Here is a 13,749-nt window from a genome sequence, read left to right as displayed (position 1 = left end):
TTCTATTTAAGTTTCATAATACGATCTGTTTGACTTATGATATCTGTTACTCTGACACCAAAGTTTTCATCAATAACAACAACTTCTCCTTGAGCAATTAGTTTACCATTAACTAATATATCCACTGGTTCACCAGCTAACTTATCAAGTTCAATGACCGAGCCTGATGATACATTCAAAATCTCCCTAATGGTCCTCTTTGTTCTACCGAGCTCTACTGTGATATTTAAAGGAATGTCTAAAAGCATATCCAAATTTTTCTGTGCATTTTGATCTAGCTCTACATGATTAAATTCGGAAAATGAAGCTTGTTGAATTGTGGCATGTTCCCTATCAATAGCATTTCCGATATATTGCGGTGCTGTATGACTTTTTTCCTGATCCTGCATCGGCTCTTGGATATTGATTGGTTTTTCATGAGCTGGTTTTTCAAATTGTTCCACTGTTAATGCGGCTTCATTGTTAGTATCCATCGTCGGTCCATGTAACAAATGACTCACCAATTCATTTGCAAATGGAATCGGTATAAGCTGCATAATATTGGAATCTATTAATTCACCAACTTTTAATTGAAAAGAAACCTTTACAAAAACTTCTTCCTGTGCATCAGGCCTCATGCCCTCTTCTGTCTCCTCTGAACTTACTAGTTTAATAGAAGGTGGTGATATATCAACACGTTTATCAAAAACAGTGGACATACTAGTCGCAGCCGCTCCCATCATTTGATTCATTACTTCTTGTACAGCACTTAGATGTATATCATTTAACTCTTTAGTTGGAGAAGTACCATCTCCACCAAGCATAATATCTGAAATAATTGCTGCATCTTCTGATTTAATAACGAATATGTTTTTTCCTTTAAATCCTTCTATATAGTTCACCCGAATGCTTACATATTCAAAAGAAAACTCCTCATAGATTTCTTCCTTATTAATTATTGAAACTACCGGTGTCGTAATCGCCACTTTTTGTTTCAGTAATGTTGAAAGTGTTGTAGCGGAACTGCCAAAAGAAATATTTCCTATTTCACCTAATGTATCTATTTCGATCGTTGATAAATAATCACCAACATTTGATTCTGACCCATTCTCATCTTTATCCGAACTTATTTCTAAAAGAGCATCAATTTCATCTTGGGAAAGCGTATTATCCGGCATTTATTTCTCCCCCTTTATTTCTGACAATATTTGTACAGACATGTTATTATTATATTTTCCCGGTTGAATATAAAACTTCGGTTCATTATTTATAGTTAGAGTAAGCGGATGATCTATTGGATTCTTTAAAGCAATAACATCACTTTTACTTAGGTTTATGAACTCCTGAATCGTAATCGTTGCTTCCCCTAAAATTGCTTTTGCTTCTACTTGGGCATGTTGAATATTTTTAGATAGCTTTTCAAAAGCTTCCGGATCTCTTTTTTTAGTATTTGTTTGCATCCAATAATGGACTGACAATTTCGATATGATTGGCTCCAATACGATATGGGGAATACAAATATTAATCATTCCACTCGTTCCCCCAATTTCCGTATTTAATGAGACAACAACTACTGTTTCATTTGGTGATACCATTTGTAAAAATTGGGGGTTGACTTCAAATTCTTCTAAAACAGGATTAATTTCTACAATCGTTGACCAGGCTTCTTTTAATTTATAAATTGCCTTTTCAAAAAGTTGTGACATAAGGATGGTTTCTATTTCTGTTAAATTATCAATCTTATTGACACTGTTTCCTTTTCCGCCAAGAATTAGATCAAGTAATCCATAGGCAATATTCGGATTTACTTCCATTAAAACGTTTCCTTCAAGAGGTGCCACGCTATAAATATTTAACACTGTCATTTTGGGTATCGAGCGAATAAATTCCTCAAATGGTATTTGATCGACAGACGCGACCGAAATATTAACATAAGTACGTAATTTAGCAGAAAAGAAAGTAGTCAATAAGCGGGCATAATTTTCATGAATTCGACTTATACTTCGAATTTGATCTTTTGAAAATCTTAGGGCTCGTTTGAAATCATAGACACGCACTTTTTTTTCATTTTCTTCTTTTTTTAATTCTTCTGCATCCATTTCACCAGACGTAATTGCAGATAAAAGCGCATCTATTTCATTTTGCGAAAGAACTTCATCTACCAAAAAAATCACCTACATATTGGAGTTTTACATTTATTGATGAATGATACAGTCATTGTAAAATTTTACTGATTGTATACACATCTGTTATTTTACCTTCTGACATTACATCGTTTACTTTTGATTGAATATCTTTTTCTAATTCGGATAAATTTGTCCTCACATCACCCTCATCCATTTTAGTTAATTCTTTTATTAATATATTTTTCAATTGAAATTCACGTGTTGTAATTTCTTCCTTCGCACTTTCGCTATCGGTTAAAATTTGGAATTGGATCCGAACAAAACTTCCATCCTTTAAATCTGTGGTTATCTCAGGTGTTTTATACGAATATTCAACCATTTTATCAATCGATTGCGCTTCACTTTTTTCAGGTTTCTCCTTTATGTAGATAAAAACAGCGAATATAACTACTCCAACCAAAAGTAAAAAAAGAAAAATAATCATTGTTTTAACTAACTTACTCAACATTCACACCTACTTCATGAGATAATCAGTATCTAGGTAGAATAATGGCTTATCACCCTTTTCCTATTTACTTAGTTTATCTCTTTAAATTAACTAGCTCTTGTAAAATCTCATCAGAAGTTGTAATAATTCTCGTATTAGCCTGAAAACCACGTTGAGCTGTTATCATTTCGGTAAACTCCTCTGATAAATCTACGTTTGACATTTCTAGTGCACCACTGACAATTGATGTTTCAGCATTCCCACTTTCTGGTGCAACAATTCCTCCAAAACCCGCATTAGTTGTTTCCAAATACAAACTATTTCCGGCCTTTTCGAGACCACCTGGATTAGAAAACATAGCTAAACCGATTTGACCTGCACTTTCCTGGTTACCATTTTCAACATAAGTTACATCACCATTGGTTTGTATATTAAAATTTGATGCATTTTCTGGAATACTTTGAAGAACATTTCCATTTGTTCCAACAAGTTTGTGTCCATCTGCATTCACAATGAAACCATCATTGTCTAAATAAAAATTACCGGCACGTGTGTATGCCTTCGTACCATCTCCCGTGTCCAGTACAAACATTCCGTCTCCTTCTAATTGTAGGTCTAGTGTTCTATCCGTTGTTTGTTTGGAACCTTGTGTATGTATGTTATCAATCGTACCAAGCTGCGCACCTGTTCCCACTTGTTTTGGATTGACACCTCCGCGGTTTGGGGTAGGTCCTTGTGCAGCAGATGACATTTGACTCATAGCATCTTGAAAAGTTGCTCTTCCTTTTTTAAAACCAGTTGTATTTACGTTTGCAATATTATTACCTATTACGTCTAATTTTGTTTGAAATCCTTTCATACCTGATATACCTGAATACATGGAACGTAACATTTTATTTTCCCCCTTATTTTTATTTGATTTTATCTCTACCATCAATGGCTTTGAGATTTTTGGCATGCACTCATTTTATTGTCAGTCTTTTTCAGCAGTTGTATCGTTTATTTGCAAAATAGAGTCTGCATATACTTCTTCCCCATTCTCTAATGCTAAGATAGCCCAGCCATCTTTTTGACTTACAGCTATTACATTACTAGTCTCAACATCTAATTTTTCTCCAGTTTCTTCATCAAACGTTGGATAGGAAACATTGGTACCCACCAGATGACTGTATTTAATAACTGGCGATATTAGCTGACTCTCCACTAGATTATCTATGGAAGACGTCATATTCATTAACTGTTCCAGCGAGGAGAAAGTAGTCATTTGAGAAACAAATTCACGATCATCCATTGGATTTAATGGATCTTGGTTTTGCAATTGTGTCATCAAAATTTTCATAAATTCATCTTTTCCAAGTTGGTTTCCTGGACTTCTAGATGTAGACTGATTTTTTAAATATAACGTTGTATCTATCGTGGGCATTTTTAACACCTACACTTTCTCATTCATTAATAACTCATGAAAATGGACCTCTGTATCCTCATTTGATTGCTTATTTTGCTTTGATTGTCCAGGATGATTTTGATCCTCTTTATTTGCTTGCTCCTGTTCTCTCTCTTTTTCATATAATTCTTGGTTGGATTGAAAATTCACATCTAGTTTTTCAATGGTAATCTGATGTGGTGAGAACATACTTTTAAGCTGATGTATATTAGATTGCAATATCTCTTTTGTTGCCTGGGACGTAACAATTATTTTTACTGTCATGTCACCACCAACCTGTGTTAATCGAAGCCTTATTTCTCCTAAAGTATCAGGACGAAGTGCAATGGATAGTTGGTTTATCCCATTAGATTTTGCTAAAAATTTACTTCTCCTTATTATGTTTTGAAATTGATCCATGATATCCTGATCAACTGGATAAGAACCTTGTATCTGTGACATATTCACATAAATCGCGTATTGCTCCAGCTTAGATATTGACATGCTTGAAAAAGAACTACCTAATCCAGCAGGTTTATACCCAAAGGAATTATTATTCATTACTTTTTGAACAAAATTAACAATGTTAGACTCTGTCACATCAGAATCCAAATCACCATATTGTTGCAGGGCAAACTGATGCTTTCTTTGAAAGACGTCTAGTAAGCTTCTCCAGATTTTCGTTTCTATTGTATCTTCGTTCGTTTGTGGTTTAATTTGGTTTTCCTTCGCATCATACTTCTTTTCTAACATTATCCATTGTTCAATGAATGCTAAAAGCTTTGGTGCTATTTTTTTGATTTCTTGGTTGCTTGAAACTTGAGCAATTAACTTCTCGGCCTTTTGTACTATTTCTGTAAAATACTTTTTGATTTCTACATCTGTTCTTCCTAAATTATCTTGTATTACTTTTTGAGGTTTGGCGTCTTTATAACTGCCGATAAAAGATTTTATACCCTCAAAAAAATGATCAGAATTGACTTTTATATCTTTCTGGTCATTTAAATGATTAAGAGGTATACTTGGTATTTTATAAACTATTTTGGCGACATCTGCGTGAGTATTATCCTGGACCATAGTGGATTGGTTTCGTTTATTATGTGCAGTATGTAATGCCTTCCAATTCTTATTTTCTTTAAGAACCCCGTTTATCATTTTCATTTCTGTTATTTCGCTTTCGCTATAATAATCCTTATTCATTGTTTCCGATTGCTTCAATGCTAGAAGTTCCGCTTTTATCGTTTTGTTGAAATCTTGTTCATTAGAAACTTGCGTTAATTCCTCTCCTTCCTTATCTCTTATTCTAAGAAATGGAGATATTGACGAGAGATCTAATGAAAACATCTGTTCTTGAAAACTAGGTATTAAATTCGAATCCCAATCAGATTTACCTTTCTTTTGAACAACGAGGGGAATAGAGGACTGGGGTTCTTCCCCTTCTTCTAGGATTTTTTTAGGTCTTGTGAACCAATCATGGTGAAAATTAACAGTCCTTCTTGAGTCTTTTTCAAATTTTCTTCTTTTTTCATTACTCATTTCATCATCAACGTTTTTCTGGTTATTGAATAGTTGGTGAAAAAAGTTACCTCTCTCTTCATTCTCATTTATATTATCTTTCGTAAAACTTGAAGAATAATTTTCTCGGGTTAGTGGATGAATATGCATCTCTGCACCCCCTCTCAAATATGTATCTATTCACTAATGTTAATCAAGAGCTGTGTATATTCCGCTGCTAAGCTAGGATCCATTGCTTCAAAAATTTTACCACGCGCATCATTTGGTAATTGCTCTAAAACAGCAAGACCTACTTCCTTATCTAATTTTTGAAATATCAGGGCTGCTTGTGTCTCATCCATCTTTTTAAAAGAGGCTGAAACGGTTTTTATTGTATCTCTCTTCTCTAGCTCTTTCGTTTTTTCTTCTTCCTTAACAGTTTTTCCGCTTTTATTTTTGTTTTTCTCTTTTATCAAATCTTGCTCTAATTGATCAATGGTACTTTCAAGATCATCAATTTTTTTATTTAACTGTTCAATCTCCTTATCTTTATTAGCAATTTTTGTTTTTATCCTCTCTGTATTATTCATTGCATTCTCCTTTTTAGAGGAAGTAACGAGAGAGGAAACTACTGGTAAATTAATCCTAGATTTTTCCACCCAGTCAATTACATTGAAACCTGCAACGGATAAGATAACAATGGTTATCAATGTAACAAGAATAAAGGGAATAATGATGGCGTAAAAAAACCATCGTACTGTATTCTTTTTATTATTTTTACTATTCATCGACTTAGCCATATCCCTCACCTGATTAACTTCGAATATGTTGTTGAATTGAAATTTCATCCATTGCTAAATTTTCATCTTTCTTTTCTTTTTCTTTTTTAGACATTTCTCGATGCTTTAGAATGGATTGAAATTTTTTCATTTCAATATGTGCATCTTTCAGTTTCATTTGCTTGAAATTCATTACATTCCTTGCTTTGTTAACCTCTGCTTGTAGATTGATAATTTGTTTATTTAATCTTTCAATATAGATCATCTGCTCCCTAATCTTTTCAATCGGTACTTCTTTCTCTACATTGCTATCATAAAAGCTTTCTGCGTCTTCTTTTCTTTTTAATAGTGTATATAACTGGTTAGCAACCTCTTCGAATAAGGTTATTGATTGATTAAATGCTTTTTGTGCATCTGTCTTTTCTTTTTCGTATACACGTAAAATTTTAGATAACGCGATCGTTTCAGCCATTAATCCATCCCCTCACTAAATAACATCTGCATTTTTTCAATTGCATTTTCTAGTGTTTCCTGTTCAAATATATCTTGTTTTAAAAACGCTTGGATTTTTGGATAGTAAGCTATTGATCTGTCTATCTCATAATCAGTTCCTTTTTTATAAGCACCAATATGAATTAATTCACTATTTTCCTCATATGTAGCCATTAATGTACGTACTTGTTTTGCCATTTCACGATGCTTTTGATCCGTTATGTGATTCATTACACGACTAATTGATTTCAATATATTGATCGCTGGAAATTGTCCTTGCTCAGCCAACTTTCGATCTAACACAAAATGCCCATCTAAAATCCCCCGTACTGTGTCTGCTATTGGTTCATTCATATCATCCCCATCTACTAAAACTGTGTAAAAGGCCGTTATCGTTCCCTTTTCACTAGAACCACTACGTTCCAATAATTTTGGTAATATAGCAAATACAGATGGTGTATATCCTTTTGTTGTCGGAGGCTCTCCAGTTGCCAACCCAATTTCTCTTTGTGCCATAGCTACCCTAGTAACGGAATCCATCATTAAATTAACCTGATAACCTAAATCACGAAAATATTCACTAATTGCTGTTGCTGTATAAGCTCCTCTTATACGCATAAGTGCCGGTTGATCTGAAGTAGCTACAACAACAATTGTTTTTTTCAAACCATCCTCACCGAGGTCTTTTTCTATAAACTCTCTAACTTCCCGTCCTCGCTCACCAATTAAAGCTATTACATTTACATCCGCACTACTATTACGTGCAATCATTCCAAGTAGTGTACTCTTTCCTACCCCACTTCCCGCAAAAATACCAATTCGCTGTCCTTGTCCAACTGTTAACAATGAATCAATCGCCCTTATCCCTACTTGAATTGGTTCTGATATCGGCGCGCGTAACATTGGGTTCGGTGGCGATTGTTCAGTTATGTAATTTGATAGACCTTCAGGAAGTGGAGATTGATCAAGTATTTGCCCTAATGAATCTACTACTTCGCCAATTAGTCTTTGTCCAATTTTCACTGTGAGCGATCTTCCTGTAGCTTCTACTAAACAACCTGGTCCAATTTCTACTACTTCTGTATACGGCATAAGTATAATTTTTTCACGATCAAAACCAACCACTTCAGCGAGAACGGGAGCTTTACAGTTTTTTAATACATGTATATGACATACTTCTCCAATATTGGCACTTGGTCCATGCGATTCAATCATAATTCCAACTACTCTTAAAACCTTCCCATACCGCTTATATGGATCTACTTTGTCAATGGCAGTAAGTAAATGGTCTATATTCATTGTTTATTCTCCATCACTAATTCAAGCAGAGTATTACGTATTTGTTGTAATTGTGTATCAATACTTGCGTCTATTTGTCCAAAGGGATGTTCAATTAAACAATGGCCTTTTTCTGCATTCTTATCGATATGCAATGTAATATCTTTTTTATTTTCAAAAATATATTCTAATTCCTCTTTTTGTTGTAAAACATTTACGTAGTCATCGGGATTTAAATACATAATAATATCTGTTTGATCTTTTAATTCTTTGATCGCCTCTTTAACAATGATTAAAAATGCTTCAGGATTTGTCGATAGGTTTTGTTTCAACACTTTTTCCGCAGTTTGAATAGCGATTGCTAAAATCATATCTTCATTTTGTTCCACTGTATGATGGTAATCTACAATAGCTGCGTCTATTATCGTATTTGCCTTTTCTAATAAATGCTCATATTGTTGGACACTTTCTTGCCTGCCTAATTCAAAGCCCGCACGATATCCTTCTTCTTTTGCTTGTTCCAAGTAACTTTGTTTTTCGATCTCCCAAATTTCTTTTTCCTTTTCAATCTTAGCCTTTGTTTCATTTAAAATATCTTGTTGTTGTTTTCTAAGTTTTTGTAACTTTTCATATCCTATTTGCATTTCCTCTTGTATCGCTTGGTATTCACTATCGCAGGATTCCCCCTCATGAATCTGTGCTTTATCCTTAATAAGTTCAATTGGTTTTATTTTAATTACTCTTTCTGTTAATTTTAAAGGGCTGGAAGAATAGAGCTTAGACAATTATGTCATCACCTCCACCTCGAGCAATTACAATTTCTCCTGTTTCCTCTAGTTTTCGGATAACCGATACAATACTTGTTTGCGCATCCTCCACTTCTTTTAATCGAACTGGACCCATATACTTCATATCTTCTTTGTATGTTTCCGCCATCCGCTCAGACATATTTTTAAATATAATTTCTTTTACTTCGTCACTCGCTATCTTAAGAGATAGTTGTAAATCTTTGTCCTCGACTTCACGTATCACTTTTTGAATCGCACGGTTGTCTAAAATAACGATATCTTCAAAAACAAACATCCGTTTTTTAATTTCATTTGACAATTCAGGATCCTGAACTTCTAATGCATCAAGAATAGTTCTTTCTGTACTTCTATCAACCCCATTTAATACTTCAACTACTGCTTGAATGCCTCCAGTTTGTGTATAATCTTCTGTTAAGGAAGTTGCGACATTTCGTTCTAACACTTGTTCCACCTGACTTATAATTTCAGGTGAGGTAGAATCCATTGTTGCAATACGTTTTGCTATATCCGCCTGCATTTCTTGTGGCAGATCAGATAATATTTGACCCGCCTGTTCCGAATCCAAATACGATAAAATGAGTGCAATAGTTTGCGGGTGTTCTGTTTGAATAAAGTTTAATAGTTGTTGAGGTTCGGCTTTTCTGGCAAATTCAAATGGTCTTACCTGTAATGAAGACGTTAAACGATTAATAATATTTGTTGCTTCCTGTTTGCCAAAAGCCTTCTCTAGAACCGTCTTAGCATATCCAACTCCCCCTTGCGAAATATAGTCTTGTGCTAAAGCTATTTGATAAAATTGCTCTAATGTATCCTCTTTTTGTCTGGAATCTACTTTTTTCACGGAGGATATTTCTAAACTTAATTTCTCGATTTCTTCTTCATTTAAATGCTTATAAATTTGTGCAGATACATCTGGACCAAGCGTAATTAAGAGAATTGCTGCTTTTTGTTTTCCTGTTAATCTTTTATATTTTGTCATATGCAATCCTCCTATTCCTCGCTAATCCAGCTTCTTAAAAGCTTCGCAAATTCTTCTGGTTTCTCTTTTGCCATCTTCTCTAACTGTTTTCTGCGGACGATCAATTCACTTTCTGGTTGTTCATCCAGTTCCGGAACATTAACGCGGGGAATCTCCGGTTGTGTTTCCGTTGAAATTGTTTCAGAAACTGGTTCATCTTCTGCGTTTTTCTTTTTATTTCGCAATAATAAAATGATTAAAATGGTAATAATAATTAGCAGAATGGCTCCTATAACGTACATCCAGACAGGAATAAAAGGATGAGCGGTTTCGGAAAATGGCTGATTATCACTGAATTCCTGAAAAACAATAGATATGTTTTCTTCAGGATCAATTTCACCATAATCCTTATCTATTGAGGTACTAACAACAGAATTTAAAATAGAATTAATCCCTTCCTTAACAGCATTCTGATCCTGCTGAGATAAATATTGAATAGCTTTCCCATCCCCATTTTTCACACGATCTACCGCCACCTGTATACCTAAATCTCGAACTTTATATGGGCTTTCGATAATTTCTTTTCGAATTCGATTAAATTCATTGTTGACCGTTTCTTTATCTAATTCATATTGACCCTCTGGATCATCTTCCGTACCTTGGTATGTAGGTATATCTTCATCTCCAGTACCGGCTGTTCCACCAACAGGAGGGGTTCCGGAATATGTTTCATGAACTGTTTCAATACTTACTGGCAGTCCTTCCATATTATCCATGTCAACTGGATGAACAAGTTCCTCAGTCCGGTTTTCTTCCGTGAAATCGACATCTGCTATCACTGAAACAATCACATTTTCTGTTCCCACTAATGCACCAAGCATTTGTTGAAGTCTTTTTTGAATATCTTTCTCTATATCTTTTTTTACCATCTGCTGATAAGAATGTTTATCTTCATTACCACCAGCATTTCGTGTGTTTTTATCGAAATACTCAAAGTATTGATTCATAATTACGATATTTTCAGCTGGTAAGTTAGGAATAGCTTTTGAAACTAAATGATAAAGTGAATCGATTTGGTTCCCCTTAAACTCATAACCCGGCTTTGTATTTAATACAATTGAAGCACTAGCTTCCTCTGAATTATCACTGACAAACACAGGTTCTTCAGGCATATTAATCATTACCTTTGCATCTTCAATACCATCAATTTCTTTCATTAAATAGGCTAATTCAGTCTGCATTGCGTCGAGTTTCATAACGTTAAATTCATTGTCAGTAACCCCCCAAGAGGAATTTTCACTAAAGGATGAATAATCGATATTACCACTGTTTGGCAATCCCTGCCCCGCAAGATCAACAAGCAATGTATCTACATCATCTTCTGGTACAGTAATCGTAGTGCCAGCCTCTTCTAATTCATATGTAATTCCTCGCGTATCAAGTTCATCTTTAATTTGTCCGACCTCTTGTAGGGATAAATTATTATATAAGGGAACGAGTTTTTTATTCGACTGATAAAAAATTATAGCAAGTATTATGATCAAAATAATCAAGAATGATCCAATAAAAATTAACTTCTGAGATTTTGTTCGCTCCATCCACACATTTTTCGCTGCATTTTGGAAGCTTTTAATTTTTTCCTTCATAAATTCCCCCGCCAAATCCAAAAACGTTCTTCATTCTACATATTTATTTTCTTTTATATTATTTAAACTTGCATACGCATTATTTCATTATAGGCATCAATAACTTTTCGTTGAATTTGTACAGTTGTCTCAAGAGTAACACTTGCTTTTTGAGCAGCTATCATTACATCATGCAAATTATGAATTTCTCCCATAGCTAATGCTTCCGTCTTCTTATCCGACTCTTTTTGAGCATCGTTCACTTTATTTAGTGCTTTTTTCAATGTATTTGAAAAATCCAAACTTTGCGATGCCTCACGCAAGTATTTTGGTCTTGATGACGATGAAAGAGGTGATATTGGCTCTAATATATTGCTCGTTGTTAGATTCATTTTATACTACTCCTTGTTAATTATTTTCCAATTTCCAATGCTTTCATCAACATATTTTTACTAGCATTTAAAGCTGTTACATTCGCTTCATATGATCGTGTTGCACTCATTAAATCCACCATTTCTTTTAGTGGATCAACATTAGGGAGTTGTACATATCCCTCCTCATCAGCATCAGGATGTGTAGGCTGATATACATATTTAAAAGGAGTTTCATCTTCCATTATTTTGGATACTTCAACACCAGATCCCGCATTATAGTGAGTTCTAGTAGCTTTGTCTAATAATGATTGAAAGCTTTTATTCTTTGGTGTCACTACCGCCATTTTTCGTCTATAGGCCTCATATTCTCCATTCTCGTTCATAGTGGCTCTAGTAGTCTGAGCATTAGCAATATTAGAAGAAATGATATCCATCCGTAATCTTCCTGCTGTTAATGCACTCGCGCTTGAGTTGAAAGCATTAAATATAGACAAAACTATTTACCTCCTCTAATCACTGTTTGTATTGTATGAAACTTGCCATTAAGTCTATCAACTAATCCTTGATAATAAATTTGGTTTTTTGCTAATTCAGCCATCTCTTTATCAATATCCACGTTATTTCCATTATGGTTGTAATTCGAATTCATTTTAGTAATTGTTTGAAACGAGCGACTTGCAGATCCGTTATCGAATGGCATATGTTTAGGATGGGTCCTTTTCATCTTAGAAGCGCTGTTCAATTCATCATTCAAAACATTCCTAAAAACAACATCTTTTGACTTATATCCTGGTGTGTCGATATTTGCAATGTTATTAGAAATTGTTTGATTTTTGACTGCTGAATAGTCTAGCGAGCCTTCTAGCATCCGTACGGTACTGCCAAATAAATCCACATGGATCACTCCTCTTTTTGTCCCATTCTATATAAGTCGAAATATGTATTTTACTACCAATTATTATAATTTATATGAGGATTAAAGTCTATTGAATTTGACAGATATTACCTTACTCACAAATATTTTATAAAAAAAGGGGACTTTAAACCCATTAAAACACAAAAAAAAGCTAACCTTATCGGCTAGCTTTTTTTCCTTATATATTACCTTGTACGTAATTTTTCTAATTCTACTAGGAATTTATCATTTAACACCTTGATATAAGTCCCCTTCATACCAAGTGAACGAGATTCGATTACACCAGCACTCTCTAATTTCCTTAATGCATTAACAATAACAGATCTTGTAATACCTACTCGATCAGCAATTTTACTTGCAACAAGCAAGCCTTCGTTACCATCTAATTCTTCGAAAATATGATCGATTGCTTCAAGCTCACTATATGACAAGGAGCTTATAGCCATTTGAACAACAGCCTTACTTCTTGCTTCCATTTCTATCTCTGCTGATTTTTCTTGTAATATTTCCATGCCAACAACGGTAGCACCATATTCTGCAAGAAGCAAGTCATCTTCATTAAACTCATCTGTTAACGTTCCTAGAATAAGAGTTCCTAAACGTTCGCCCCCGCCTATAATTGGCACGATTGTTGTTAAACCATTTTGAAATAGCTCACGATTTTCAACAGGAAAAACAGTATATTGACTGTCAATATCTAAATTCGCTGTTGTTTCTTGAATACTAAATAAACCTTTCGTGTATTCTTCAGGGAACCTTCTTTCTTCAAGCATGCTTTTCATTCGCTCGTTTTCTATTTCCTGATTAATAGCATATCCTAATAGTTTTCCCCTACGGCTTAAAATAAAAATATTTCCTTTGATAACATCCCTTAGTGTTGCAGACATATCGTTAAAATTCACTGATTTACCTGTAGTTGTTTGTAACATTGCATTAATTTTTCTTGCACGATTTAATAGTTCCATAAATGATCCTCCATTCAATATTCGAGATTATAATACGTTTTAAT

At 34.2% G+C, this 13,749-nt stretch carries 16 protein-coding genes; all 16 read right to left on the bottom strand.

The genetic code is table 11. The features are described from left to right. Positions 1-2: 2 nt before the first annotated feature. The 16 genes from fliY to codY all read right to left on the bottom strand — a co-directional run bounded on the left by fliY (position 3) and on the right by codY (position 13,705). On the bottom strand, positions 3-1,157 hold the full coding sequence (gene fliY / locus J2Z81_RS00695) for a flagellar motor switch phosphatase FliY (RefSeq protein ID WP_226370508.1): 1,155 nt from the start codon (positions 1,155-1,157) through the stop codon (positions 3-5). Next, the gene (gene fliM, locus J2Z81_RS00690; RefSeq protein WP_226370507.1) at positions 1,158-2,144 is read right to left on the bottom strand and encodes a flagellar motor switch protein FliM; all 987 of its coding nucleotides are present in this window, start codon (positions 2,142-2,144) and stop codon (positions 1,158-1,160) included. A gap of 49 nt (positions 2,145-2,193) precedes the next feature. Next, a complete protein-coding gene (gene fliL / locus J2Z81_RS00685; protein WP_226981174.1) occupies positions 2,194-2,613 on the bottom strand; it encodes a flagellar basal body-associated protein FliL in 420 nt (139 codons plus the stop codon). 73 nt (positions 2,614-2,686) lie between these two features. After that, a complete protein-coding gene (gene flgG / locus J2Z81_RS00680; RefSeq protein WP_226370506.1) occupies positions 2,687-3,484 on the bottom strand; it encodes a flagellar basal body rod protein FlgG in 798 nt (265 codons plus the stop codon). A gap of 81 nt (positions 3,485-3,565) precedes the next feature. Then, on the bottom strand, positions 3,566-4,015 hold the full coding sequence (gene flgD / locus J2Z81_RS00675; protein WP_226370505.1) for a flagellar hook assembly protein FlgD: 450 nt from the start codon (positions 4,013-4,015) through the stop codon (positions 3,566-3,568). A gap of 9 nt (positions 4,016-4,024) precedes the next feature. Next, positions 4,025-5,680, bottom strand: coding sequence for a flagellar hook-length control protein FliK (locus tag J2Z81_RS00670; protein ID WP_226370504.1), 1,656 nt, complete (start codon positions 5,678-5,680; stop codon positions 4,025-4,027). A gap of 26 nt (positions 5,681-5,706) precedes the next feature. Then, on the bottom strand, positions 5,707-6,309 hold the full coding sequence (locus tag J2Z81_RS00665) for a MotE family protein (protein ID WP_029269745.1): 603 nt from the start codon (positions 6,307-6,309) through the stop codon (positions 5,707-5,709). A 13-nt stretch (positions 6,310-6,322) separates the two neighbouring features. Further along, on the bottom strand, positions 6,323-6,760 hold the full coding sequence (fliJ, locus tag J2Z81_RS00660) for a flagellar export protein FliJ (RefSeq protein ID WP_029269747.1): 438 nt from the start codon (positions 6,758-6,760) through the stop codon (positions 6,323-6,325). Continuing rightward, the gene (gene fliI / locus J2Z81_RS00655) at positions 6,760-8,079 is read right to left on the bottom strand and encodes a flagellar protein export ATPase FliI (RefSeq protein WP_029269749.1); all 1,320 of its coding nucleotides are present in this window, start codon (positions 8,077-8,079) and stop codon (positions 6,760-6,762) included. The genes fliJ and fliI overlap by 1 nt, the downstream gene beginning before the upstream one ends. After that, entirely contained in the window at positions 8,076-8,843 is a 768-nt protein-coding gene (gene fliH / locus J2Z81_RS00650; protein WP_226370503.1) for a flagellar assembly protein FliH, read from the bottom strand. The genes fliI and fliH overlap by 4 nt, the downstream gene beginning before the upstream one ends. Then, a complete protein-coding gene (gene fliG, locus J2Z81_RS00645; protein WP_029269753.1) occupies positions 8,836-9,846 on the bottom strand; it encodes a flagellar motor switch protein FliG in 1,011 nt (336 codons plus the stop codon). The genes fliH and fliG overlap by 8 nt, the downstream gene beginning before the upstream one ends. A gap of 11 nt (positions 9,847-9,857) precedes the next feature. Continuing rightward, entirely contained in the window at positions 9,858-11,471 is a 1,614-nt protein-coding gene (gene fliF, locus J2Z81_RS00640) for a flagellar basal-body MS-ring/collar protein FliF (RefSeq protein WP_226370502.1), read from the bottom strand. Between the two features lie 62 nt (positions 11,472-11,533). Further along, positions 11,534-11,842, bottom strand: a complete 309-nt coding sequence (gene fliE / locus J2Z81_RS00635; RefSeq protein WP_029269757.1) for a flagellar hook-basal body complex protein FliE — start codon at positions 11,840-11,842, stop codon at positions 11,534-11,536. A 20-nt stretch (positions 11,843-11,862) separates the two neighbouring features. After that, entirely contained in the window at positions 11,863-12,318 is a 456-nt protein-coding gene (gene flgC, locus J2Z81_RS00630; RefSeq protein WP_226370501.1) for a flagellar basal body rod protein FlgC, read from the bottom strand. Positions 12,319-12,320: 2 nt separating this feature from the next. Beyond that, the gene (gene flgB, locus J2Z81_RS00625) at positions 12,321-12,719 is read right to left on the bottom strand and encodes a flagellar basal body rod protein FlgB (protein ID WP_029269761.1); all 399 of its coding nucleotides are present in this window, start codon (positions 12,717-12,719) and stop codon (positions 12,321-12,323) included. A 206-nt stretch (positions 12,720-12,925) separates the two neighbouring features. Beyond that, the gene (codY, locus tag J2Z81_RS00620; RefSeq protein ID WP_029269763.1) at positions 12,926-13,705 is read right to left on the bottom strand and encodes a GTP-sensing pleiotropic transcriptional regulator CodY; all 780 of its coding nucleotides are present in this window, start codon (positions 13,703-13,705) and stop codon (positions 12,926-12,928) included. Positions 13,706-13,749 lie beyond the last annotated feature (44 nt).

Origin of the sequence: Virgibacillus alimentarius, assembly GCF_017874635.1 — a bacterium.
In the GTDB taxonomy this organism is placed as follows: domain Bacteria; phylum Bacillota; class Bacilli; order Bacillales; family Amphibacillaceae; genus Virgibacillus_B; species Virgibacillus_B alimentarius.
The sequence above is the reverse complement of the archived record's forward strand: the minus strand, read 5'-3'. Positions and strand labels throughout refer to the sequence as shown.